The 25,091-nt window shown below is 35.5% G+C and carries 20 protein-coding genes, 1 pseudogene and 1 riboswitch; of the genes and pseudogenes, 13 read left to right on the forward strand and 8 right to left on the reverse strand.

Features of this window, described 5'->3' with window-relative positions; all coding sequences use genetic code 11:
* Positions 1–33 precede the first annotated feature (33 nt).
* Positions 34–1,287: a glycosyltransferase family 39 protein gene (locus CQZ94_RS14355; protein ID WP_002015720.1), complete on the reverse strand. Its 1,254-nt coding sequence runs from the start codon at positions 1,285–1,287 to the stop codon at positions 34–36.
* Between the two features lie 348 nt (positions 1,288–1,635).
* Here CQZ94_RS14355 and CQZ94_RS14360 point away from each other — a divergent pair, with 348 nt between their 5' ends.
* From CQZ94_RS14360 to CQZ94_RS14370, 3 genes are all read left to right on the forward strand, one after another.
* Complete coding sequence (locus CQZ94_RS14360) at positions 1,636–3,648, forward strand: LTA synthase family protein (RefSeq protein WP_142395844.1); 2,013 nt, start codon at positions 1,636–1,638, stop codon at positions 3,646–3,648.
* Positions 3,649–4,018: 370 nt separating this feature from the next.
* Entirely contained in the window at positions 4,019–4,879 is an 861-nt protein-coding gene (locus CQZ94_RS14365) for an ABC transporter permease subunit (protein ID WP_105585947.1), read from the forward strand.
* Positions 4,869–5,894 carry an ABC transporter permease subunit gene (locus CQZ94_RS14370; RefSeq protein WP_105585948.1) on the forward strand — a complete coding sequence of 342 codons (1,026 nt, stop codon included), beginning with the start codon at positions 4,869–4,871 and terminating at the stop codon, positions 5,892–5,894. The genes CQZ94_RS14365 and CQZ94_RS14370 overlap by 11 nt, the downstream gene beginning before the upstream one ends.
* 49 nt (positions 5,895–5,943) lie before the next feature.
* Here CQZ94_RS14370 and CQZ94_RS14375 read toward each other — a convergent pair.
* Positions 5,944–6,742, reverse strand: a pseudogene (locus tag CQZ94_RS14375) (alpha/beta fold hydrolase).
* Positions 6,743–6,763: 21 nt separating this feature from the next.
* Positions 6,764–8,791: a catalase gene (locus tag CQZ94_RS14380; RefSeq protein WP_105585949.1), complete on the reverse strand. Its 2,028-nt coding sequence runs from the start codon at positions 8,789–8,791 to the stop codon at positions 6,764–6,766.
* A gap of 172 nt (positions 8,792–8,963) precedes the next feature.
* Between CQZ94_RS14380 and CQZ94_RS14385 the strand changes: the two genes are divergently transcribed.
* Complete coding sequence (locus CQZ94_RS14385) at positions 8,964–10,193, forward strand: ATP-binding protein (protein WP_105585950.1); 1,230 nt, start codon at positions 8,964–8,966, stop codon at positions 10,191–10,193.
* Positions 10,194–10,218: 25 nt separating this feature from the next.
* A complete protein-coding gene (locus CQZ94_RS14390) occupies positions 10,219–11,436 on the forward strand; it encodes an ATP-binding protein (protein WP_105585951.1) in 1,218 nt (405 codons plus the stop codon).
* Between the two features lie 232 nt (positions 11,437–11,668).
* On the opposite strand, the gene CQZ94_RS14395 is transcribed toward CQZ94_RS14390, so the two are convergent.
* Positions 11,669–12,532, reverse strand: coding sequence for a collagen-like domain-containing protein (locus CQZ94_RS14395; protein ID WP_105585952.1), 864 nt, complete (start codon positions 12,530–12,532; stop codon positions 11,669–11,671).
* A gap of 132 nt (positions 12,533–12,664) precedes the next feature.
* Positions 12,665–13,591 carry a Nif3-like dinuclear metal center hexameric protein gene (locus tag CQZ94_RS14400; RefSeq protein WP_105585953.1) on the reverse strand — a complete coding sequence of 309 codons (927 nt, stop codon included), beginning with the start codon at positions 13,589–13,591 and terminating at the stop codon, positions 12,665–12,667.
* Between the two features lie 481 nt (positions 13,592–14,072).
* On the opposite strand from CQZ94_RS14400, the gene CQZ94_RS14415 reads away from it, so the two are divergent.
* Positions 14,073–14,396, forward strand: coding sequence for an iron-sulfur cluster biosynthesis family protein (locus CQZ94_RS14415; RefSeq protein ID WP_070145227.1), 324 nt, complete (start codon positions 14,073–14,075; stop codon positions 14,394–14,396).
* A gap of 113 nt (positions 14,397–14,509) precedes the next feature.
* Positions 14,510–15,415, forward strand: a complete 906-nt coding sequence (locus CQZ94_RS14420; protein ID WP_105585955.1) for a DMT family transporter — start codon at positions 14,510–14,512, stop codon at positions 15,413–15,415.
* Between the two features lie 28 nt (positions 15,416–15,443).
* On the opposite strand, the gene CQZ94_RS14425 is transcribed toward CQZ94_RS14420, so the two are convergent.
* Complete coding sequence (locus CQZ94_RS14425; protein ID WP_002123250.1) at positions 15,444–15,665, reverse strand: hypothetical protein; 222 nt, start codon at positions 15,663–15,665, stop codon at positions 15,444–15,446.
* Between the two features lie 314 nt (positions 15,666–15,979).
* On the opposite strand from CQZ94_RS14425, the gene CQZ94_RS14430 reads away from it, so the two are divergent.
* On the forward strand, positions 15,980–16,363 hold the full coding sequence (locus CQZ94_RS14430) for an ATP synthase subunit I (protein WP_088032196.1): 384 nt from the start codon (positions 15,980–15,982) through the stop codon (positions 16,361–16,363).
* Between the two features lie 501 nt (positions 16,364–16,864).
* Here CQZ94_RS14430 and pckA read toward each other — a convergent pair.
* Complete coding sequence (pckA, locus tag CQZ94_RS14435; protein WP_105585956.1) at positions 16,865–18,451, reverse strand: phosphoenolpyruvate carboxykinase (ATP); 1,587 nt, start codon at positions 18,449–18,451, stop codon at positions 16,865–16,867.
* Between the two features lie 228 nt (positions 18,452–18,679).
* Positions 18,680–18,801, forward strand: a riboswitch (SAM riboswitch).
* Between the two features lie 169 nt (positions 18,802–18,970).
* On the opposite strand from pckA, the gene metK reads away from it, so the two are divergent.
* Positions 18,971–20,170 (forward strand): methionine adenosyltransferase, encoded by a 1,200-nt coding sequence (gene metK / locus CQZ94_RS14445; RefSeq protein ID WP_105585957.1) that lies wholly within the window; start codon positions 18,971–18,973, stop codon positions 20,168–20,170.
* Positions 20,171–20,211: 41 nt separating this feature from the next.
* On the opposite strand, the gene CQZ94_RS14450 is transcribed toward metK, so the two are convergent.
* Positions 20,212–20,391, reverse strand: coding sequence for a hypothetical protein (locus CQZ94_RS14450; RefSeq protein WP_105585958.1), 180 nt, complete (start codon positions 20,389–20,391; stop codon positions 20,212–20,214).
* Positions 20,392–20,983: 592 nt separating this feature from the next.
* Between CQZ94_RS14450 and CQZ94_RS14460 the strand changes: the two genes are divergently transcribed.
* The 4 genes from CQZ94_RS14460 to CQZ94_RS14475 all read left to right on the forward strand — a co-directional run bounded on the left by CQZ94_RS14460 (position 20,984) and on the right by CQZ94_RS14475 (position 25,037).
* On the forward strand, positions 20,984–21,493 hold the full coding sequence (locus CQZ94_RS14460) for a MogA/MoaB family molybdenum cofactor biosynthesis protein (RefSeq protein ID WP_105585959.1): 510 nt from the start codon (positions 20,984–20,986) through the stop codon (positions 21,491–21,493).
* The gene (gene mobA / locus CQZ94_RS14465; protein ID WP_105585960.1) at positions 21,490–22,080 is read left to right on the forward strand and encodes a molybdenum cofactor guanylyltransferase; all 591 of its coding nucleotides are present in this window, start codon (positions 21,490–21,492) and stop codon (positions 22,078–22,080) included. Before CQZ94_RS14460 ends, mobA begins: the two co-directional genes overlap by 4 nt.
* 484 nt (positions 22,081–22,564) lie before the next feature.
* Positions 22,565–24,424, forward strand: coding sequence for a GAF domain-containing sensor histidine kinase (locus CQZ94_RS14470; protein WP_105585961.1), 1,860 nt, complete (start codon positions 22,565–22,567; stop codon positions 24,422–24,424).
* Positions 24,399–25,037, forward strand: coding sequence for a response regulator (locus tag CQZ94_RS14475; protein WP_105585962.1), 639 nt, complete (start codon positions 24,399–24,401; stop codon positions 25,035–25,037). Before CQZ94_RS14470 ends, CQZ94_RS14475 begins: the two co-directional genes overlap by 26 nt.
* The last annotated feature ends 54 nt before the right edge of the window (positions 25,038–25,091 follow it).

Raw genomic sequence — 25,091 nt, forward strand, 5'->3', positions numbered from 1 at the left:
GAGGTCGTCCATCTTTGGACGACCTCTTTTTTGTTATGCTTGGCTAGTGCGGAAAAATGGAAGCTTCTGCACAGCGTAAACTAACCCATATGCAAGAATTAAGCACATAAGAGGGTTAATGAAAAATCCGTAGCGATTAATTGCTAAGAATAAGTTTGAGAAGATGATGTAAATAACAGAACTTGCTACTAGCATCATAACGCGTTTATGTTTAAATGAATTTAGCATGCAGCAGAAACTGCTCAAGAATGTGCCTATGATGAAGACTTTATGACACATTTGCATAAATTTATGAATATGGTATTGGTCTACAGCAGGAGCTGTTTTGAATAATTCAATTGTTTTACCAACAGTGAACCACGAGAACCAATATGTGAAGTCCGTTTTAAATCCATTTTTGATTAAATCTTTTGCGTATGCATTTTTATCCTCTAAGCCCTGGGCTTTCATTTGGTTAACTACATTTTCATAGCCAATTTTGTTAAATGGATCTGCACCGGCAATTAATGGGTCCGCACCTTGGGTTGAGAATAAGATAAATTGATTGAACGCTAAATAGTTACGAACAACCCAGGCACCGATAATAAAGAACGGGCCAATGAGCCATAATAATCCAATTCGAATTGAGTCTTTAAATCCATATGTGAACAAGACGACAAGAACAGGAATGAGCATCATTGGAGCTGGATTTGGACGGAACATAAGTAAAATGGAAACGACAATTCCGAACCATATATGGAATTTCACTTTATTATATTTCCATGCGAGAACAAATACATATACACTTAACGTTAATAAGAATATTGAAGGAACTTCGGTTAATAACGTACGGAAGTATGTATAGTTACTTGGATAAATAGCATATAAAATACTTGCGACAATTCCATAAATATTCTTTTCAAATAATTCTTTTCCAATTAAGAATACTAATAAAACCGTGCCGAGGTTCAGTATCATATTAATGACAGTTGCCACGTAATAGTAAGGAAGTGATGTAACATCAGAAATAATCATAGCGCCAGCTAATAATAGCGGCTGACCTGGTGTGATGTATGCATTTTTTCCAGGAACTTCACTAGGCTCCAAATAAACATATCCAAAGACACCGTGTTTTAATAGCTGTTCAGCTGTTAACGAATAGTTGAACGCATCATATGCACCATATGTTACTTTGACTACCTCTCCATTTAATCCTGGCTGTTTTACTAGACAAAAAACATGCAACAGGAAAGAAAGCGCCAAAATTACATATACCGCTTTAGGCAAATTTTTAAACTTATTTAACAAAAATGAGCAGCTCCTTTTTTATTAATTGTTTCTTATTTTCATGATAAAACCCTAATAGTATTAAGGTTTTCCAAAACATAGTTATTATATCATAAAGTGGAGCGTAGTAATTTGATTTTTCAATACTTCATAGTCTGAATTCCAAAATTTAACTGATAGTTAAGGGATAATTAAGAAAATATATTTATAGTAAAAGCAAGTTGGAAGACGAAATACACGTTATATGTTATTTTTATAGAAAGTATTTTTACGATGCGGGGTGAAATTAATAGATAGAAAAGAGGGAATGAAGTGAAGTATGGTTCCACACTTTATCATCTTCCGAGAAGAAATATATTAATTTCTACCATGTTAAGTGGCATGATGACCTTACTAGTAACAACTATGCTATTTATGATTTTAAAGATTTTTAATTTAGACATGATTAAAGACCGTTTAAATCAAAATCTTATTTTAAGCGTCATGATGATTTTAATATGTGGTACAACATTATATTTTACGCATTCCAATAAAAAAGAGACGTCTATACTTAGAGCGTCCTTTCGAGTGCATTTTATATTATTTTTAGTAGCTCATACAGTAGCTTTATTTTATATTGTGATACAAGTTAAAATGGACTTCTTAGGAGCGATGAATTGGATTTACTATTATAATATGCGGTTTATATTAAGCTGTGTAGTAATATATGCAATATATATTCTTGTGTATAACTTACTAGGAAAGATTTTTCTAAGTGTTATTTTAACGAGCTGCACGTTAATCATTTTAGGTATCGTAAACTATTTGAAGCTTATTTTTAGAGGAGATCCGCTATATCCTTCTGATTTCACACAAATTACACATATGAAATCTGTTATACCGATGGTGATGGACTATTTTAGTTGGAGTTATATTTTAGGCGTTATCGTAAGTATTGTAGCTTGTATTATAGCAGGGATGTATATTAGAAAATATATTCAAAATGTAAAGATTCATCCAGGAATAAGAGTTTTATTAGTAGTGGGATCTGTTTTCGTTTTATATGCGTACGGTAATTTTACGAATACGTTTATGAATAAAGTGTTTCAAAAATCGGGTGTAGATTTCATTTTGTGGAATCAAAATGAAAATTATTCCTCAAATGGTTTTGTGCTGGGGTTTATTAGTAATTTAGATACAACAGTTATTGAAAAACCAAAAGATTATTCAGAAGAAAATATGCTTCAAATAGCAAACGATATAAAGAAAAAATATAGTAGTAATATAGGAAAGCAGAAACAAAAAGAGAAACCGAATATTATTTTTGTAATGAGTGAATCGTTTTGGGATCCAACGAAGTTAACTGATCTTTCCTTTAGTGAAGACCCTTTACCTAATTTACATCATTATATAGAGAGTTTTCCAGGTGGACAAACTATTTCTCCTACATTTGGGGGAAATACAGCAAACGTTGAATTCGAGGCGTTAACGAGCTATTCAATGAGTTTGTTAAAGCCAGGTTCTATACCGTATCAGCAAGTTGTTACAAATAAGAAAGAAATTCCATCTATTACTCGAGAGTTAAAAAAAGAAGGGTATTACACAAGTGCAATTCATTCGTTCGGTCGCTCATTCTTTAAACGGGATGATGTATATAAAGTGTTAGGCTTTGACAAATTTAATGCGCAAGATACGATGGAAGATGTAGAAGTTGATGGAGATTATATTAGCGATTTATCTATGAGTAAAGAGATAATAGCTGAATTAGAGAAGCAAAAGAAACCTACGTTTGTTTATGCCGTTACGATGCAAAATCATTTTCCATTTACAGAGGGAAGATTTGGCGGAAATAAAATAGAAATTAGTGGATTAGAAAATGAAGAGTCGAAGGCTGAATTAGAGACATATACAGAAGGTTTAAGACGTTCAGATGAAGCACTTCAATATTTAATAGAGCAACTAGATAATTTAGATAGACCTACATTACTAGTATTCTTTGGCGATCATCTCCCATCGCTAGGAACAAATAAATCTCTTTATAAAGAGACTGGTTATATAACAAATGAAAAAACGCCAAGTGAACGATTAGCGATGGCACAAACGCCGTTATTAATGTATGCAAATTTTGATATACCAAATGACAATTTAGGTTTAGTAAGTCCAATCTATTTTTCAAATCTTGTCTTTGATTATGCTGGATTAAATAAGGTACCGTTCTATCAATTTTTATCGAAGTTATATGAGGAAATTCCCGTACTTCGTGATGAATTGAAGATAGGAAAAGACGGAGAAGCAATAAAAAGTTTGACAGAAAAACAAAAAGAAATGCTAAAGCAATATGAGTTTATTCAATATGACTTACTCATCGGAAAGCAATATAGTAAGGAAATATTATTTAAATAGGCGACAAAAAAGAACTTGTATACGATACAAGTTCTTTTTTTCATAATATTTAACGGGGTAACCAGACAAGCTGGGGTTAGGGAGTATTACTTGTATATTTAGTATAAATGATAATGTGATTGTTTTATTTATTGATTTGTGAGAATTGTGTGAATTTTTCATTCTCTTTGAAATTATATGAATAGAGCCCTCGGATTATTTTAGTGTGGCGGAATGTATACTTTATCTAGTATATAATTGGACAATTTGTTTAATACGTAAAAAACTCTTTTACATTGCTAAGAGAGTTTTTTATTTGGATATCTATTAAAAAAGTCAGAAAAATCAGTTATAATAAAAATGTGGTAATTTTAAAAAAAGAGGTGGGATATTGAAAAGTTTTTGGGGCGAGAAAATAACAGAATTTATCATTAGTATCGCAGTTATTCTTACTGTGAGTTACTTACCATTCTATTTGTTTCTAGGAAATAAGTTGGACTTTATTACATATTTACAAAAATTAGCTTCTCCAAAGGATATTATGCATATTAATGTAACCTCTATGCGATCGGTTCCTTTTTTTGAAGGTATTATTGAACCTTATACGTATTCTATGTCCATTCTTTTTATTGCTACTTGTTTAACAATTGTCCTTTCAATTGGGCTTTCATTCTTGTACTTATTAGTTTCTGCTAAAATTAAAAAGTGGATTGAGAGTTGTTTAATTTTAATAGAATCAGTTCCAGATTTATTATTAATTTTTAGTTTACAATTATTTGTTGTATGGATTTATAAACAGACAGGATATCGCTTCGTTACTATTTATGCGTTTAATGATGAACGTGCCTATTTCTTACCTATTCTTTGTATGACTATCGTTCCAACTCTTCATTTTTTCCGTATTATCGTTTTATTTTTAATGGAAGAGAAGAATAAGCCTTATGTGGAATTTGCTCGTGCAAAAGGGTTTAGTAATAAATATATACTGTATGTTCATTTATTACGTAATATTATGTACCATCTGTTAAATCACTTACAGCCGCTTTTTTTGTTCATGATTTCAAGCCTTTTAATGGTAGAGGCAGCTTTTAATATTCATGGGTATATGTCTTTCTTAGTAAAGGCAGGCGCTTTAAATCCTCTAACGATGGCATGGTGGATTCTTTTATTATTTGTTCCATTCTATATTCTATTTGCTATTATACATTACCGAGTGAATCGTATTACAGGAGGGGCTTCTCATGACATATAGAAACATTCGCTCCAAACGTTTTTTATGTGGTGTCCTTTATTTTGTAGGTATTGTTGTAATTAGTTATCTTATTACGTGGTTTGGTAAAGATTTATATACGAGTAAGACAATCTGGATGAAAGATGCGAATGGGGATGTGATTGCAGTAGCTCCGTTTAGTCCGCTTGTAATACCACCACTCGGTTCAGATCGTAACGGCTTTAATTTATTTTTTCAATTACTAGTAGGTGCAAAGTTTACGATTTTGTTCGTATTTGGCTTATGTGTTGTACAAGTTTTTCTAGGTACTATATTAGGTGTAGCATTGGCACATACACCATCTATAGTCCAAAGTTTCTTTCAAAAAGTATGTAAAGTGTATTTTTTTATTCCGACAGTGTTATGGGCAATTTTGTGGATGTTTCCAATCATGGTACACAGTGAACTAAATGGATTTAATATGGATATTATTATAAAGCAGTTTACTGTTCTTTGTTTTGCTCTGTTACCAGCTGTTATTCTTTACGTGAATCAAGAAATCAATTTATTTATGAAAAATGAGTTTGTTACAACTTCGAAAATATTAGGTGCTTCAAAGTTTCGTATTATTAGAAAGCATATATGGTTGTATTTAAAAGATATTCTTATTGTTCTTTTTTTACAGCAGTTTGTTCAATTATTTACGTTATTAATTCACTTAGCGTTTTTTGAAATTTTAATTGGCGGACGAGGTGTAGATTATGACACTAAGAAGGCATTCTCACTTACGAATGAATGGGCCGGTTTAATTGGGCTAAACAAAAATGAATTGTTAACAGCGCCATGGATTGTCATTGCGCCACTACTATTTTTTACGGTTTCTATATTCGTTTTACATATGATGATTAAAGGGATAAAGAAAGAGAACGGTAGCAGTCTATATTCTATGTATAAAAAGACAAAGAAAGAGCCATATGAACAAAGACAGGAAAAGAAGGAAATAGATAAATCATTGTTCATTCCGGTGTCTTCTAAATCGATAGAAAAAGGTAGTTAGAAAAAAAGAATTTGCCGTCAGGGCAAATTCTTTTTTTACTGTAAAGGAACTATGAATTTAAAAATTTTATTAGTTCCTTATTTAATTCATCCGCTTGATCGATTGGAGAGCCATGACCGCTATTTGTAAGAGGGTATATTTCGGAGCTTTTAATTCGCTCTTTTATTAGCTCAGCACTTTTGTAAGGGATGAGTTGATCGTGAACACGGTGGAATATTTTTGTTGGGACGTTAATTTTACTTAAGTCCTTCGTTTGCAGCAGCTTGCAAAATTTTGATGAGAGCATAAGAAGCGGACTGCATACCGAGATAAGAAAACCATTCTAACGTGGCAGCTCCTAAGTTTCTATTAAAAAATGATAAAGATACATCATTAAGAAATTTAGGTAAATTCGCATACATTTGAGCAATCAGGGCATCTGCTTGCTCTTTCGGTACGCCGTAAGGGGATTGTTGGTTTTTTACAAAAGAGGGGGAGACGGCATCAATTAATGCAAGTTTAGAAATACGGCGACCGTTATATCGTGACATGTATCGAATAGAAAGAGCACCGCCGACTGAGAAACCAACTAACGTAGCATTTTCTATTTGAAGTGCTTCTAATACAATTGCGATATCATCAGCTAAACGATCATAAGTGTAACCAGTCCATGGTTTATCAGACTGTCCGTTTCCTCGTATATCCATGGCGATGCAGCGGAAACCATGTTGTGGTAAGATATTAAATTGATATTGGTACATTTGATGATTTAAAGGCCAGCCATGAAAGAAGAAGACAGGTTTACTTCCAGGGCCTGGGTTAATATCCTCAACAAAAATGTGTACATCTTTTTCAACTGTAACGAACATGATGTATCCTCCTCATGCATTTTAATAGGCTCTTTCCCAAAATCGCTGTTTTGTCATTGCCTGAATAAATTCATTCGCAAGTAAGGTAGGGTTTTGTTCTGTTATAACGCCAGGTTTTCCTTCGATGTTTAAAGATTGAATAATAGTAGTTCCATTTTGGAAAGCGCCAATTGGCTTAAAGTGATTATACGATTCTACGACAAATGAACTTGCCTTGTTAAGAAAATGATCATTAATATTTCCGCCAATAAGAAGTAGCCCATCATAAAGAAGCGGTGATCCTGTTAAGAAAGTATCATTTACATCCCACTGTCCATTTTGAGAGCCTTGCACAAAACCTAATTGTTCGGAAATAATAACTGGCTGAAGGCCGGCTTGTTTGAATTGATTTATAATATATTGTGAGTTTTGACTGTCATATCCGTTTGCGACAATGACTCCTACTCGTAATGTATTTGGGCTGAATGTTGTATTTGCCATACTTAGTGCAGGTGAGGATTTTGTAACATTTGATTCTTGAACATTTGGTACTGTTGCTCCAACTGCTTCAGCTACTAAAGTAGCTAATTCTGTACTTATATGACCAATCATACCTACGACTTGTTGGCGAACTGATTTACTTTTTACTTTTCCTAATTCAAAGGAGAAGGCCTGCATAATATGGATTTTTTCGACGTGGCTCATACTATTCCAAAATAAACGGGCTTGTGAGAAATGGTCTTTAAAACTAGCGGCTGTTTCTCTTGTTTTATGTCCAGAAACAGTAGAAGGGTATGTAACGAAACCGCCTTTCGTACCAGGTACAGTAAAGGGAGAGTTATTTGCTAAAGAGTTATTATGGTAAGCGACTTTTCCTTTATCAATTATATATTTAGACGCACCATCTCTTTGGTTGTTATGAAAAGGACATACCGGGCGGTTAATCGGTAACTCTTGATAGTTTGTACCGACGCGGGCTAATTGCGTATCTGTATAAGAAAAGAGTCTACCTTGTAAGAGGGGAGCATTTGTAAAATCAATACCGCGGACGATACTTCCAGGGTGCAGTGCGACTTGTTCTGTTTCCGCAAATACGTTATCAACGTTCCGATTTAACGTCATTTTTCCGATGATTTTAACAGGGAAGTCTTCTTCCGGCCAAATTTTCGTTGCATCTAATATATCGAAATCGTATTTAAATTCGTCCTCTTCTTCTAAAATTTGAATACCAAGTTCATACTCAGGATAGTTTCCAGCATTAATATTTTCCCATAAATCACGGCGATGGTAATCTGGATCAGCGCCGCCAAGTTTTTGAGCTTCATCCCAAATTAACGAATGAACTCCGAGTTTTGGTTTCCAGTGGAATTTTATGAAACGAGATTTTCCATGTTTATTAACTAAGCGGAATGTATGAACACCAAATCCTTGCATCATTCGAAAACTTCTCGGAATTGTACGATCGGACATAATCCACATCATCATTGCAGCTGATTCTTGATTATTGGCGATAAAGTCCCAAAAAGTATCATGTGCTGTTTGCCCTTGCGGAATTTCATTATGTGGCTCTGGTTTAAGAGCATGAATAAGATCTGGAAATTTAATGCCATCTTGAATAAAAAATATCGGAATGTTATTGCCAACTAAATCGAAATTTCCTTCTTCTGTATAAAACTTAACAGCAAATCCTCTTACGTCTCGGTTCGTTTCATTCGCCCCTTTTGATCCGGCGACTTCAGAAAAACGAATAAAAATAGGCGTCTTTTTAGATGGGTCTTGTAAAAAGTGAGCCATTGTTAAGTCTTCTAAGGATTCATATAGTTCAAAGACACCATGTGCCCCGTAACCGCGGGCGTGCACGACTCTCTCAGGAATTCGTTCGCGGTCAAAATGAGCGAGTTTTTCTCGCATAAGGAAATCTTCTAAAAGTGTAGGACCACGATCGCCGGCGGTTAAAGAGTTTTCATCATTTGAAATTTTGACACCTGTATTTGTTGTCATCTTTTTTCCTTCATTGTCTTTTGTAAAGGATTGTAACTGTTCTATTTTTTTATTTTCACGACCGTCCATATAAAGCACCTCCCATATTATACGTATTATTGTTCATGATTTTTATGCTTACATATGGTCTGAAGAAGTATATTATCTATGGATTGATTTTCCTCATTTGTTCAATTTATCTTTGTTTGTCTATGAAAATCATTTATTATAATAAATGGTATTCTTTTGAAGGGGTGTTGAAGTGGGAGAGAGTTTTCTATCAGCTAAAGAAGAAAAGAAAAACGCTCAGATTTTCTTATGGGTAATGCATGTTATTTTAATTGTATACGAGGTTGCATACGCGATTATATTAGAAAATACAATGCCTTTAGGAAATTGGCATAAAGTGATATGGAAGCTTGCATATATTATGGCTATATTAGGTATTAGTGTTTACTTATTTGAGAGAGGAAAAGCATATTTAGTTAAACATACATGTTTATTTGCATATATGATCGCAGAGATTTTTAATATTGGATGGTATGCTTTTCATAATACAATAGCATTTGATGAAGGGAATGTAATTGAATATATTTTCATTTTCTTCGTACCGATATTTTTGAGTAAAAGATATTTATTTGTCTTAGCGCCATTTCTTATAGGGAAATATATGATATACCTATTTGTATTTGGAGAACTTAACTTGTTTATACCTCTTGTTATAAATATGGTGTTACTTTTCGTGTCATTTATTATTTTAAATCGATTTTTACAATATCTTTCAGCGGTAAAGGGACGTATTGCAGAGGCAAGTCAGTCACAAAAATTGGCGGTTATTGGAAAAATGGCAGCGACAGTCGGACATGAAATTAAAAATCCACTTGCTTCATTAAAAGGGTTTACGCAATTACAAAAAGAGAAACACGAAAAAGATGCAACATATGGACAAATGATTCTCGAAATAGAAAATATGAATAATATGATTAGTGAATTAATGGAGGTTGCTACATGTAAACCTTCTGTTTATGAAAAACACATTGTAAGTGATGTTTTAGTACAAGCGGTAGAAAACATGCGCGAAAAAATGGACGAGTTAAATATAAATTGCACCTTTAATGAAGAGCAAAATAGAAGTGAAATTGAATGTGATAAACGTAAATTAAAAGGAGTATTTTTGTATGTTATTAAAAATGCTTTAGAGGCAATGGAACATGGCGGAACATTAAAAATACAAGTTGAAAATAAAAAAAGAGATTACGTAATAGTAAGTATAGTAGATAGTGGTTTTGGGATAAAAAAGGATAATTTAGGAAGAGTTAAGGATGCTTTTTATACAACAAAGCAAGATAGAATTGGATTAGGTCTTACGGTAGCAGAGCGAATTATGACAGAGCATCTTGGAGAATTACACATTTCTAGTGAAGTAAAGAAAGGAACGAGAGTAGAAATACTGCTCCCGAAAAAATGTGAGCGCAATGTGACACAAGATTAAGAGGTGTTGTTAAAGGAGTTATCATATGGAAAAAGGCAATATATTTGAAAAAGAAGAGATAAAGGCATTAAAAATATTTTTAAGCTTATTCTTCGTTATATTTTTTGCGTATGATTTTACTGAAAAGGCTAGTGTCCTTTTATCAGATGAAAATCAAAAACTAGCAGATGTTTTTGGAGAAGGATTAGGTCTATGGCTATATAGTTTGATGATTGGATTATTCTTTATAGGACTTTATTTTATGAAATGGAAAAAGCCGTATATTGTGAAGTATATTATTTTAATTGGCTATAATATATTGGATTTTATTAATAACTTCACTATTTATTACGGAAGTGATACGGAATTTGATGGCGGGAATATAGTAGAAGGATTCTTTATTTTATTTGCACCGATATTTGTGAATAAGAGATACTTTTGGTTAGTTGCCGGAACTATTGTTGGAAAATATGCACTTATGGGATTCGTTGTTCAATCCTTTATTGTTCTTATCCCAATAGCATTATATAGCGTGTTTGTTATTATATGTTGGATTATATTTTTAAGATTCCAATCTTACGTTCGTACACTTGAAATGATGGACAAAGAAATACAAAAGGTAGAAAAATTAGCGATGGTTGGAAAAATGGCAACAGTAATTGGCGATAAGATTAGAAGACCGTTAGAAAAATTGAAAAAACTTGTGAATAAGCAAGCGAAAAAATATCCAGAAGATAAGATTTATAGTGAAATTATGAGACAGGAAGTAGAGCGAATTCATACAATTGCTACAGAACTAAATGGGTTTGAGAAATCTAAATCGGTAGAATCCGAAACGCATAATATTAAAGAAATCATCTCTTATGTTATCAGGGTTATGGAAAAACCAGCTTTAGAACAAGGGATAAAAATGCATGCTATTTATAGTAAAGATATACCTTTAATTACATGTGATGAAAAACGATTGAAACAAGTATTTTTTAATTTAATAAAAAATGCGATTGAAGCAATGTCAGTTGGCGGAACTATTACTGTAAAAGTTATAGTGGAAGATGTGATCATTGTTCAAATTATAGATGAGGGATGCGGCATTCCGAAAGATAAAATTCCGAAGCTAAATGAAGCTTTTTACACAACGAAAGAAACTGGAACAGGCTTAGGATTAGTAGTTACGGAAAAAATTATTAAAGATCACCACGGTAAATTGAACTTTGAAAGTGAAGTTGGAGTTGGAACGACTGTTGAGATTATGTTGCCGATTTAACGGTGGGATATTTTAAAAAGGGGAAATCACTTTCTTTAGAGTGATTTCCCTTTTCTTTTTGGATGGAAGTACGGAATCCAATAAAGGGGATGTTTACAATATTGACATAGTGTACCAATTTAAAAACCAAAATATGGATATATACAAGGTGAGGGTATATAATGAATTTGTCTGTTATTTGTTTTAATTTATTTGTGATTTTTTTGTAAAATGAACGATTTGTAAGTGTGGGCTATATATCAGTGATTAGAAAAATAGAATATACAGCACTTGCCGTAATCCCGGGGGTAATATAAAGAGATATCGAATCCCCCCTCGAAACCAGGTTTCCAGTTGTAATACTAGTCCAAGTTACAGTGGCAGGTCCAGGTACTGGAGTAGGGTTATACACTTGAGGTTGTCTAGAGCCAATATCCGTAGGTTTAATTGAAAATGTCATAGTCCCCGTAATTTTATCTGTAGTAGTTAAAGTGATAGTAGATAGGATGTAACTAGAGGTAGGGGCAGAGAGGTTTGTTGGGACATCCTTGCAAATATCAATCGTATAAACAGCAGCGGGTAAGTTATTAATATTTATAGATGCAGCAAAACCAACTATATTCCCATCTCCAGCAGTTACATACGGAATAACGTTAGAATCAATTCCTGGAGAACCTGCTATACGTTGAAAACCAGCATTCGTCCCTTGAAAAACAATACTTTTCGCTGATGAACTACCAGCAGGTCCAGTGATGCCAGTAGAACCAGTGATGCCAGTAGGTCCAATGATGCCGGTAGCACCAGTAGGCCCAGTGCTACCAGTAGGTCCACCTTCTACTAATACGATATAATCTGGGGACACATTCGGAAACCCTTGAGGTGCATCTTTTTTTACAACATAGCCGCTACTTGTGTAAGCCACAACTTGTCCCGTTTTATAGTTAGGAGCGGCTGCTAGACTAAAAGCGGTAGTGCTTTGTAAACCGGCCCCGGTAGGTCCGGCATTGCCAGTAGGACCCGTAGCGCCAGTAGGACCTGTAGCACCAGTAGGTCCAGTGATTCCGATAGAACCACTGTTGCGTCTACCGTCACAACTAAAGCAATTGCGTTGGTACATATATTTTCTCCTTTCTATAGTTTTGAAAATCTAGTTTTAAAAGTAGAACTACTATATATATATTGTAGATTCTATATTTTTGTGTGGTCGATCGTATTGTGTATATAGATTTCAAAAATAGGGGAGGTGTTATTAGTTTGATAACCACCATGTCTCCTGTGGAATCAAAGTAACGTCTACATCAAAATTCTCTTTAAACCAATCATACATCAATGTCTCTTTCACTAAATATTCAGAGGCAGAGTGTGACACACCGATGAGGGACATATTTGTTTCTTTCACATAATCCATAATGAGTGAGTATTTATGCTTGCCGTAATCATTGTCGATATGGCAATGGATTTCTCCTGTAATATATGCTTCAGCGCCTTTTTCTTCGGCTTCTTTCATTAAAGATACGACATCGCCACAGCCAGCGATAATTGCAATTTTCTTGATGGAATCATGTTGTTTACCTTCGAAGTCTGTATACGGAATGTTGAAGAGTTTTTTTAGGTATTTTTGGAGTTTTTCTGTTGTTGTTTCAGCTATTTCACAAATGAGACCGACCGGTTCGTTCTCTGGACCACCGTAAGCAAATCCGTCAATTGCATTGGCTTGTAGTGCTTTTGCGATTGAAATGCTAGTTCCATATGTTTGATGAAAATCCATTGGACCGTGACATGTATATATAGAAAGTTTCTTTTCTTTTATCGCCTGCAAATATTTTGATGGAATTGGAATAAATCCTCGCCCTGATTTTCCGAGTGGATCACCGCACTCCATCACAAGTGGATGGTGCATGAAGAGTAAATCACCTGGCACGGATTGTGAAATGAATTTTTCGAGAACATCATCAGTTGGGAACACAGCTAAAAAGATTGTGTTTACATTTTCAGCACCTCTTATCATAAGACCGTTAAATAGCTCAACAAAATTTGCTTCGAAAAATTGTTGCCATGGAAATTGGATTTGATCATATGTAGCTGGAATGAAGCGACTAAAGGCACTGTCTTTTCCGTATTTTTCAATTTGGAATAAATGATTAAGTGATTGTTCTATTTCTTTTAAGGCTGGCATGTTTGGTAATCCTCCTTAAGATAATTCTTACTTTGTTAGTTCTTTTTATTTTTCATAGCAAAATAAGAAGCGGATGTAAAACAAATAAAACCTAGAATCCAGCCAATAGAAGGAGAATAGGGAAGTATATGTTGTAATACCATTCCGCTAGAAATAAAAAAGCTACCTAATAGACTTAAGAAAATGGGATATCGCTGTAGTTTGAACATCAGTGATACAACCTCCTTTATCCCGCATTAACGGGCAGTAAGACTCCCACCTCAAAATTTGGCGAATGCGAGGGAGTTAGGTGGGAGGTCAACTACCCGTAGAAGCCCGATTGGTGAGGGCTAATAATCAGTGGTGGATGGGAACCCCACTGATTAAAGTTTCACTTTATCACATATATTTTATAGGAATCTAAAATTTCTGTATATAAGTTTTAAGAAAAATGGTGGTACAATATATAAATGATACGAGAAGAGAGGGTGTAGATTCACGCATGTACGTTACTGTAACAGAAGCAGCATATAAAAAGATTATGGATACGATTCCAAGTGAAGCGAAATATATAAAGTTATTTTATGATAATGAAGGTTGCGGTTGTGTCATGAGCGGGATTATTGATTTAGTAGCCGTTTCAGAGAAAGATGAGCGTGATGTAGATATTGAATCAAGCGTACTGAACTTTATCGCAGATCGAACAAAGCTTGTATTTATGGATGATAAGTTAACAGTTGATTGGCATGAAGTTGGAGGGACTTTTCAGCTGAAGAGCCCAAGCCAGTTTTATAATCCGAATATGAAGTTACATGTTCGAGTATAGTAAAGAGAGAAGGAGTATATAATATGCTCCTTTTTCTTATGGATTTTTTCACATAATGAAATGTACATCTGATTTAATTTTCTGTATAATTCTCTTTGCGGAGGGGATTGCGCATGAAAAGATGGGGAATTGAGTTATTAATTTTAAGTGTCGTTATTATTTGGGGGATTAACTATACGATTGCGAAATATGGACTTTTAGAATTTACAGCGATTGAGTTTACTGCAGTTCGAATGATGGTAGCAGCACCACTATTATTATTACTTACGTTCTTTATTGAAAAGTCACTTTATATGGAGCGAAAAGATATACCAAGATTAATCATTGTTAGCACGGTAGGTATTGTACTGTATCAAACGCTATTCATGGAAACGGTACAATATACATCGGCTACAAATGCCTCTTTACTCATTTCTATTTCACCTATTTTTACAACTCTATTTTCGATTTTCTTGAAACAAGAAAAATTTTCTTCTCGAAAGTTAGTTGGTTCCATGATTGCCTTTGTTGGTGCTACATTAGTTTTAGTAGCGGGGCATTCACTCGCTAGTTCTTTCTACGGAAATGGGATTGGACTGATTACATCAATATGTTGGGGACTTTATCCTGTATTAGCAGGGCCGCTTATTAAAAAATACTCAGCATTACGTGTTACTGCATGGTCGACATTAGTTGGAGCGGTTCCGCTCTTATTGTTAAGTGGTCCACATGTATTTGTAATGCCATTTCACATTACACACGGGATGACATGGTTTGCCTTGCTGTATTCTATTTTCTTCGTGACTGTATTCGGTTTAGTGATGTGGTATATTGGTGTTCAAAAAATTGGAGCATCACATACGATGGTATATATGTATATTACGCCGCTCGTTGCTGTCTTATTTGCTGCAGTATGGGCAAATGAATATGTATCGTTACAACAAATTATCGGTGGAATTATCATTTTCTTCGGTCTATGGTTTGTGAAATCAGAGAAAGTAGAAGCTCATTCTATCGTGCAAGAACCTATATCAAAATAGGAAAACAGATCACCTATGATCTGCTTTCCTATTTTTTTATTTTTGGTAAGAAGATGAGAAACAAGATAGCAGTAATAAGTGGAATTAAATTAAGAAAAGGAATGCGGAAGAGTGTAATTAGAATAATTCCTGGAAGAAGAACACCGAGGACAGCATAGAAAATACTATGTTTTTTCGTGTACCAATATAATGAAAGTCCAATAAGTGCAGGAACAATGAGATGAATGAGAGCCATTAAAAAATAAATCATTAGACGCCCCCTTTATTTATGTGCTTATTACATCATATCCGTATGTTCATAGATTGATATCACTTTTTTCATAATTGGACGAAAATGTTTTGAAAAACGTCACATTTATGAGGGATTCTATATTAGAAATCTTGTATAATATTATTTTCTAAAAGCATTTTAACAACATAAACATACAGTTTATGTTGTTTTTAATTTGAATGAAATGGATTCATAAATGAATTTGTAAGTAGTATGGACTCGTTGTTCATTAATGAACAACGAGTTATATAGCTTTTGTTGGATAAATAAAAACCATTGAAGAGGAGTACAGCATGATTAGTATGTCACTGAGGTCGTTTAAAATTCAAATGTATTATTTGCTAGGCGCAATGTTAATAGGCTGGGCAATGACACCTTTTTCAGCACATTTTTTAGGTGCAGGCATTGGACTTATTGTAAGTATGTATTGCGTTTGGATTTTAGGAAGGCGTATCGAAAAGCTTGGAGATAGTATTGTAAAGAAAACGAAGGCACCGACACTTGGTATGTTTAATCGCTACGCAGCGGCGATCCTTGGTGCAATTATTATGTACGAAATTGAGCACCATATGGTTATGTGGGCATTTGCAGTTGGGATTATGGGTGGTTATTTCTTAATTGTTATTAATTTAGGTTACTATAGTATGAAGGATGAAGAGGAATTAACAAAAAGCTAAAAAAGATAAAAAGCCCCTTTTTAGATGGAATAGAGGATCCGGCGGTGGATAGAAGCGGTCAGAGCTTTTTTTGCCCCCATGCGGTGTGAAACCAGAAGGAGTAAGTGAGCCGGAAATCTATCTATATTTTCAAATCCTTGATTTGTATGTGTGAAAATCCGAGTATATCAATTGAAAATTAGGTTAGGAACTTTTTCAGATGGAATAGAGGATTTGGCGACGGATAGAAGCGGTCAGAGCCTTTTTTAATCCCATACGATGTGAAACCAGAAGGATGTAGTGAGTGGGAAAATAGTTTATATGTTCGAAGCTGTGGTTTGTATGTGGGTAAATTAAAGAATATATAGAAAGAAGCTTACGTTTTTCACGTAAGCTTCTTTTTTATGTAAGTATGTGTAACCGTTAAGCCGCATTGGGTTTTGTCGGTGAGTACGCGAAACTTTTGGCTACACGATACTTATTCATATGAGTAAAGGGTTATTGCAACAGAAAGTTTATATATTAAGCGATTGGACCGCCTAAGTTAATAATATTTTCAGAAACGCTATCGAATTTTGTGAAGTTTTCTTTAAATTCGTTTGCAAGCTCAATTGCCTTCGCTTTGTAAGCATCTTTATCAGCCCAAGTTTGTTCAGGCATTAATACTTCGTCAGGTACACCTGGAACGTGACGAGGTACTTCAAGGCCAAAGATGTCGTGTTTTGTAGTTTCAGCTTTAGCAAGTTCACCGCTTAGTGCTGCTTGAATCATTGCACGAGTGTAACCTAAGTTCATACGTTTACCAACGCCATATTCGCCACCAGTCCAGCCAGTGTTTACTAAGAATACTTTTGCATCATGCTTCTCGATTTTCTCACCAAGCATTTCAGCATAACGAGATGCATCAAGCGGTAAGAATGGTGAACCGAAGCAAGTAGAGAATGTAGCTTGCGGAGATGTAACACCGCGCTCAGTTCCTGCTAGTTTACTAGTGTAACCGCTTAAGAAATGGTACATAGCTTGCTCTTTTGATAGCTTACTGATTGGAGGCAATACGCCAGATGCATCAGCAGTTAAGAAAATAATTGTATTTGGATGTCCTGCAACACTTGGCAGTACGATATTGTCAATCGCATGCATAGGGTATGCGGCACGTGTATTTTCTGTTAAAGTAGTATCGTTATAGTCAGCGATGCGTGTTTGACCATCAATGACAACGTTTTCTAAAACTGAACCAAATTTGATTGCATCGAAGATTTGTGGTTCTTTCTCATGAGAAAGATTTACACATTTAGCATAGCAACCGCCTTCAATATTGAATACACCGTTATCAGACCAACCGTGCTCATCGTCACCGATTAATTTACGGTTTGGATCAGCAGATAATGTTGTTTTGCCTGTTCCAGATAAACCGAAGAATAGTGCTACGTCGCCTTCTTCGCCTACGTTTGAAGAGCAGTGCATAGAAAGAATGTCTTGTTCAGGTAGTAAGAAGTTCATAATAGAGAAGATTGATTTTTTCATTTCTCCAGCGTATTCTGTACCACCGATTAGTACGATACGTTTTTCGAATGAAACCATAATGAACGCTTCAGAATTTGTACCGTCAATTGCTGGATCTGCTTTGAAGTTTGGTGCAGAAACAATTGTGAATTCTGATTCGTGAGTTGTTAATTCTTCTTCAGTTGGACGAATAAATAATTGATGTACGAACAAATTATGCCATGCATATTCGTTAACAACTTGAATTGGTAGGCGATAGTTGCGATCAGCGCCAGCAAATCCTTTGAAGATGAATAACTCTTCTTTTTCTTTTAAGTATTCTAAAACTTTTGTATATAATTTATTAAAATGTTCTTCAGAGATCGGTTGGTTCACGGCTCCCCAAGCAATTTTGTCAGCAACCGATGCTTCCTTCACAATAAATTTATCTTTAGGAGAACGTCCTGTGTATTTTCCTGTTGAAGCAGAAACGGCACCAGTAGAAGTTAATTTTCCTTCGTTTCGCATTAATACTTTTTCCACTAATTGCGGAACACTTAATTGAATCTGTGCATTGCTTCCGTTCAATAATTCATGTAAACCAATTTGGACATTCACAGTACTCATATTTATATACCATCCTTTTCATTTAATGAAATATTTCTCGTAATCCCCATCAAGAGTATAACACAATTATATAAATAATGTATACTATTTATTTATTTTTGTTTGTGTGAATGTATCATTTCCTTATTAATATTTCATTCTATGCGTATTGAGAAAAACTTTCAGGAAAATGTGAATATTAATTGACAAATGAATATCATTTCTTTAGTATAGGTTGGGACGGATACTCTCTTATCCCGAGCTGGCGGAGGGACAGGCCCGATGAAGCCCAGCAACCTCACTTGTAGTGGTAAATACAGGTGAATAGGTGCTAAAACCTGTGCGAGGCTAATGGTCTCGAACGATAAGAGCAAAGGGCAAAAAGCAGTATGCAAGTAGCAAATTAAACCTTTCCTCTATGTTAAGTAGGAAAGGTTTTTCTGTATGCTTGTGTGGGAGAATAAATGTATGTCGCAGTTTGTGGCAAATTAAGGATGAGTTCCGTACAATATATACAATTACTGTAGGGAGGTTTACCACATGACAAAAAAACGTCATCTGTTCACATCTGAGTCTGTAACTGAAGGACATCCAGATAAAATTTGTGACCAAATTTCTGATTCAATTTTAGATGCGATCTTAGCAAAGGACGCAAATGCACGTGTAGCTTGTGAAACAACTGTAACAACTGGTTTAGTATTGGTAGCGGGGGAAATTACGACTTCTACTTACGTAGATATTCCAAAAATCGTTCGTGAAACAATTCAAGGCATTGGTTACACACGCGCAAAATACGGATTCGATGCAGAAACTTGTGCAGTTTTAACATCTATCGATGAGCAATCTGCTGACATCGCTATGGGTGTTGACCAAGCACTAGAAGCACGCGAAGGTCAAATGACTGACGCTGAGATTGAGGCAATTGGTGCGGGAGACCAAGGTTTAATGTTTGGGTTCGCATGTAATGAAACACAAGAATTAATGCCACTTCCAATCTCGCTTGCTCACAAATTAGCTCGCCGTTTAACTGAAGTACGTAAAGATGACACATTATCATACTTACGTCCGGATGGAAAAACGCAAGTTACAGTTGAGTATGATGAAAATGGTAAACCTGTACGTGTGGATACAATTGTAATTTCTACACAGCATCATCCAGATGTTACGTGGGAAGAAATCGATCGCGATTTAAAAGAGCACGTAATTAAAGCTGTAGTTCCAGCAGAATTAATGGATGGAGAAACGAAATTCTTCATTAACCCAACTGGCCGCTTCGTAATTGGTGGACCACAAGGTGATGCTGGTTTAACAGGACGTAAAATCATCGTTGATACTTACGGTGGATATGCTCGCCATGGCGGTGGTGCATTCTCTGGTAAAGATGCAACGAAAGTTGACCGTTCTGCAGCATATGCAGCTCGTTATGTTGCGAAAAACATCGTAGCAGCCGGTCTTGCTGACAAAGCAGAAGTACAACTTGCATACGCAATCGGCGTAGCGCAACCAGTATCAATTTCAGTTGATACATTAGGCACTGGTAAAGTATCTGAAGACGTATTAGTAGAACTAGTTCGTAACAACTTCGATCTTCGCCCAGCTGGTATTATTAAAATGCTAGACTTACGTCGCCCAATTTACAAACAAACAGCAGCTTACGGCCACTTCGGACGTACTGATGTAGATCTTGCATGGGAACGTACAGACAAAGCAGCTACTTTAAAAGAGCAAGCTGGTCTATAATATATGAAAAAAAGCTTTGCGCAGTGAGCGCAAAGCTTTTTTTATTTGGTTTTATTTACGATTTGAATGCATGAACTACAATACACTTCGCCATCTAGCTCAATATACTTTTTCATATTTGTCATACCGCTCGCCGGAAATGGCATATGAATCCACGCTTTTTCATACGTTTGTATTTCCTTTTTACATGATTTGCAAATTATCGGCTTCTTTTGGAACATGTGAAATCACCCTTTCAGTTGACGTGCTTTTCCTGCACAAAATGCACTGCACAGTAAAAAGAGCGTTGCGAATATAATGCTTATTAATGTAGCGTATGGGATTGCGCCTTTTAAGGAAAAACCGACAGTGATTGAAGCGATAAAGTGAAACTTTAATCAGTGGGGGGGCATCCCCCACTGATTATTAGCCCTCACCAATCGGGCGTTTACGGGTAGCCCGACTCCCGCCTAACTTCTTTGCTCCAGCCGAATTTTGAGGTGGGAGTTTTACTGCCCGCAAATAGCGGGACAAATAAGAGGATGAATGTCGGTGTTAATTTTTTGTAAAATTCCATAGTGTGTGGACCTCCGAATTATTTTGTAATGCAAGTTTTAAAATAAAATCTATTATGTAGAAAATATAAGGAGAGTTAAATAGTAGCTAATTATGTGAAAGAAGTATAAGACATGGAATAGACAGTATAATCTTTTTCCCTTTTTATGGGCGTGCATACTTATATCGTATCATGACGTATCATTAGCTTCATACAAAATTGTGTAAAGGTATGTATGATAAAATGAAGAAAAGTCTGTAAGAAAGGAAAGATAAAAAATGAGCGTAATCGAACATAAAAAACAAGCTCCAAAAGAAGTGCGTTGTAAAATCGTTACGATCTCTGATACACGTACGAAAGAGACGGACAAGAGTGGTCAACTACTACATGAATTGTTAAAAGAAGCAGGGCATACAGTGACTGCTTATGAAATTGTAAAAGATGATAAAGAAAGTATTCAGCAGGCTGTGTTAGCTGGTTATCATAAGGAAGATGTGGATGTCGTGTTAACGAATGGCGGAACTGGTATTACGAAACGTGATGTAACAATAGAGGCAGTGTCGGCGTTATTAGATAAAGAAATTGTTGGATTTGGTGAATTGTTCCGCATGATTAGTTACTTAGAAGATATCGGAAGTAGTGCGATTTTAAGTAGAGCAATCGGCGGTACAATTGGACGCAAAGTAGTCTTCTCGATGCCAGGGTCTAGCGGAGCAGTTCGTCTTGCGATGAATAAATTAATTTTACCGGAATTAGGTCATATTACATTCGAGCTGCATCGCCAATGAAAATTGCAGGAATTGTATTAGCTGGCGGACAGTCTAGTCGTTTTGGAGAGCCGAAAGCATTAGCAACTTGGCGCGGGAAAACATTTATTGAGCATAGTATAGAGGCATTGAAAGAAGTTGTTACAGACATTGTTGTAATCAGCCATCCAGCGATTACTAATAATCTCTCGCATATACTGCATGTACCAGTTGTAGAAGATATTGCGCTGTATAAAGGAAACGGTCCGCTTGCTGGTTTGTTAACAGGCATGGAATTCGTAGATGCAGATTGGTATATCGTTGCACCGTGCGACACACCAAATGTTTCGAAAGAGTGGGCGATGACATTTATAGAACGAGTAGATGAAGCGTATGAAGCAATTGTTCCATTGGTGGAGGGGCGGAAACAACCACTTTTAGCATTGTATCATCACCGAGCAAAAGAAAAAATAGAGAAGTTATTAAAAGAAGATAAGAGAAGTATGCAGGGGCTATTATCTCATTGTAATACTCAGTATGTTACGGCAGAAGAAACACAGCTGTCGAATGGGTTATTTCTTAATGTGAATACAAAAGAAGAATATAGCCAATTACAGAATAAAAAATGAATGGGGAAGAAGGAAATATATAATGGAGAGTGAATTGCTGAAAATATATGAATAACTTGGATTCAAAGTATTATCTTCTACTGGTAAAAAACAATTATGAAATTGATTCATGTACATCTTTAGTTCTATACGATAGACATAGAATATATTTACAATTATAACATTTGATGGGTGGCGGAATGGAGAGGCCTGTTTTATACTAATATTGTGTCACCCCTTCTAAGGGACAGTGCACAGCCGGTGATTGGCTAATGGGAACCTTCTCATTTTGCCAGTGCCGGTTTTTTAGTAGATAATGATGATAATTAAGTGAAACTATAATCAGTGGGGGTTTTGTTCATCCCCTACTGATTATTAGCCTTCACCAATCGGGCGTTTACGGGCAGCAGGGCTCCCACCTAACTTCTTTGCTCCAGCTGAATTTTGAGGTGGGAGTCTTACTGCCCGCAAATAGCGGGATAAATTTTTTGAGGGAGGGATCGTTTTGAAAAAGATAGATTTTACTTCTATGAGAGAGCAAGTAGCTAGTTTTTATATTTATTCTATCTCTTTTCTTGGTTTAATTGCTGTTATCATTTCCTTATTTTTAAGTGAAATGCCTTCTCATCTTATACTGCTTTTGTTGTTAATTATGTTTATGGGAATTACTGAGTATTTTCCTATCCGCATTTGGAGAGGGGGAATCACACTCAGTCTTACGCTTATTTATACAATGAATTGGCAGTTTGGAATACATATAACTGTTGTTTCGTGTGTGTGTGTGATGTTAAGTATCCAGTTGCTTCGCCGCTTACCTATGCAAAGGACAGTATTTAATTGTGCGCAACTTGCTCTTAGTATCGTATTAGCAGAATGGCTTTCCAGTGAATGTTTCTCTCTTTTTATTTCTGGAATGAATCTTTCAGTTTTATATGAAAAATTCATAATTTTGTTTTTATTCAGCGCGTTTCTTTGCCTTTTTAACAGTTTATTTTACGATCTTTTAATCATACTTCTTCCTCAGCCCTATCCGCTAGAAGAGTGGCGTAAAAAAAATATATTAGTACTCTGGAGTTTGAGTTTTTGTTTATTTTATTCTTCACTTATACATATTTTAGATTACCGATATCGCGGAGTGATGGATGAAATCATGGTTCTGTTCTTCTTTTTCCCACTTGTAGCAATCTGTATCATTAGCTCTTTCGTTAGACAAATACGGGTGGAAAAAGAACGATTATATAAGCTTTTTTCCATTACGACGGAATTAAGTCATGGATTATCTGCCGGAAACTTACAGCAGATGAAACAATCACTGAAAGGATTCCTAGGAATACAGGCATATGTTTTATGGGCAAAAGATGAAGAGAACTGGACACTTTTATTAAAGGATGGAAAAGTACGTCATGATATTTCTAATTATTCTGACCTGTATAAGGAGTTTGAAGAGATATCAGAAACTGTTGTTGTTACTGATTGGAAAACAGGTATGGCTCCAGGAGATGAAGTGTTTGAAAATACTATGCGCTCTCTTGTATATTTACCTCTTAAGGTAAATCATGAATTAGTTGGAATGTTTGTGGCAGGGAAAAGCAGGAGTGCGAGTTTTATTACTGAAGATGTACAAACTTTAGCTACGTTTGCCAATCAATTAGGCAGCTTGCTTAAAACGCGGACACTCGTCTCTGAACAGGAAAAAAGAACGATTTTAGAAGAAAGAAATCGAATTGCTCGTGAAATCCACGATGGAATCGCACAAGCATTGGCCGGAGTGATATTTCAGATGGAGTCAGCTCAGAGAAAATATGCAGATCGACCAAAGGACATGCAGCAAGTGGTAGATACAAGCATAAAAAAATTAAGGAAGAGTTTAAGTGAAGTTCGTTATTCTATTTATGCTTTAAAGCCATATCCAACACAAAGATTAGGACTAAAACAAGCAATTATAAATAAAGTTCAATCCTTAAAACAAGAATATGGTCTAGCCATTACATATCATGAAAGAGGCCGTTCTCGAAAACTTAGTTTTACGAAAGAACGAGTCATCTTCGATACTTTGCAGGAGAGCTTGCAGAACATTATAAAGCATGCAAAGGCAGACAAAGTTGACGTTTTACTAAGCTATCAACGGGAGCATGTACTTTTAAAGGTAAAGGATAACGGAATTGGCTTTTCTCTTTTTGAATCTATGATTAAAGCAAAGCATGAGCCGCATTATGGTATATTACATATGAATGAACAGGCTGAACAGCTTGGGGCTGCCCTTCAGATTGATAGTTCAGCAGGAAAAGGTACAGAAATCACATTGTTAATTCCAGATTCAGAAATGGGGGAGGAGTATCATGATTCGAATATTAGTAGTGGATGATCATACTGTTTTGCGTGATGGAATTCGAAGTATATTGGAACTCGAATCTGATATGCGAGTAGTTGGAGAAGCTGTTTCTGGGGATGAGGTAGTAAAGAAAGTGGAAGAGTGTAGGCCTGATTGTATCTTAATGGATATTAATTTACCAGGGAAAAATGGCATTGAGGCTACATCACTCGTGAAAGATCAGTATCCGAACTGCCGCGTTCTCGTATTAACAATGTATGAACATGATGAATACTTGATGGCTGCTCTTCGGGCAGGTGCAGATGGTTATTTACTGAAGGATTCATCATCCGAGCAGGTAGTGGCGGCAATCCGAATGGTATTACAAGGAGATTCTGTGATTCATCCGCGTATGACTAAAAAGTTGATTACATATCATCAGCAAACGAAATCAGAATCAAATGAAAATGAACTAACAGAGCGTGAAAAAGAAATACTGTTTGAATTGGTCAAAGGTTTTAGCAATAAGGAAATTGCTGAAGCTCTATATATCAGTGACAAGACAGTTAAAATCCATATTAATAAGATTTTCAGAAAACTAAATGTGAAAAGCCGTTCACAAGCAGTCATATATGCTGTTCGAAATCAGCTTGTTCCATTTTCTTAAATGAAAATCATTTAAAAGAACTACCCTGTGTTTTATTATTTTACTCAAAATAAT

The sequence above is a fragment of the Bacillus sp. MYb209 genome (assembly GCF_002975175.1).
Lineage (GTDB): Bacteria > Bacillota > Bacilli > Bacillales > Bacillaceae_G > Bacillus_A.

What these genes read in the sequence shown, in the direction of transcription:
- CQZ94_RS14360 (WP_142395844.1), top strand. Translation starts at nt 1,636, where the DNA reads ATGTTAAGTGGCATGATGACCTTACTAGTAACAACTATGCTATTTATG.
- CQZ94_RS14370 (WP_105585948.1), top strand. Translation starts at nt 4,869, where the DNA reads ATGACATATAGAAACATTCGCTCCAAACGTTTTTTATGTGGTGTCCTT.
- CQZ94_RS14380 (WP_105585949.1), bottom strand. Translation starts at nt 8,791, where the DNA reads ATGGACGGTCGTGAAAATAAAAAAATAGAACAGTTACAATCCTTTACA.
- CQZ94_RS14390 (WP_105585951.1), top strand. Translation starts at nt 10,219, where the DNA reads ATGGAAAAAGGCAATATATTTGAAAAAGAAGAGATAAAGGCATTAAAA.
- CQZ94_RS14395 (WP_105585952.1), bottom strand. Translation starts at nt 12,532, where the DNA reads ATGTACCAACGCAATTGCTTTAGTTGTGACGGTAGACGCAACAGTGGT.
- CQZ94_RS14400 (WP_105585953.1), bottom strand. Translation starts at nt 13,591, where the DNA reads ATGCCAGCCTTAAAAGAAATAGAACAATCACTTAATCATTTATTCCAA.
- CQZ94_RS14415 (WP_070145227.1), top strand. Translation starts at nt 14,073, where the DNA reads ATGTACGTTACTGTAACAGAAGCAGCATATAAAAAGATTATGGATACG.
- CQZ94_RS14420 (WP_105585955.1), top strand. Translation starts at nt 14,510, where the DNA reads ATGAAAAGATGGGGAATTGAGTTATTAATTTTAAGTGTCGTTATTATT.
- CQZ94_RS14425 (WP_002123250.1), bottom strand. Translation starts at nt 15,665, where the DNA reads ATGATTTATTTTTTAATGGCTCTCATTCATCTCATTGTTCCTGCACTT.
- CQZ94_RS14430 (WP_088032196.1), top strand. Translation starts at nt 15,980, where the DNA reads ATGATTAGTATGTCACTGAGGTCGTTTAAAATTCAAATGTATTATTTG.
- pckA (WP_105585956.1), bottom strand. Translation starts at nt 18,451, where the DNA reads ATGAGTACTGTGAATGTCCAAATTGGTTTACATGAATTATTGAACGGA.
- metK (WP_105585957.1), top strand. Translation starts at nt 18,971, where the DNA reads ATGACAAAAAAACGTCATCTGTTCACATCTGAGTCTGTAACTGAAGGA.
- CQZ94_RS14450 (WP_105585958.1), bottom strand. Translation starts at nt 20,391, where the DNA reads ATGTTCCAAAAGAAGCCGATAATTTGCAAATCATGTAAAAAGGAAATA.
- CQZ94_RS14460 (WP_105585959.1), top strand. Translation starts at nt 20,984, where the DNA reads ATGAGCGTAATCGAACATAAAAAACAAGCTCCAAAAGAAGTGCGTTGT.
- mobA (WP_105585960.1), top strand. Translation starts at nt 21,490, where the DNA reads ATGAAAATTGCAGGAATTGTATTAGCTGGCGGACAGTCTAGTCGTTTT.
- CQZ94_RS14475 (WP_105585962.1), top strand. Translation starts at nt 24,399, where the DNA reads ATGATTCGAATATTAGTAGTGGATGATCATACTGTTTTGCGTGATGGA.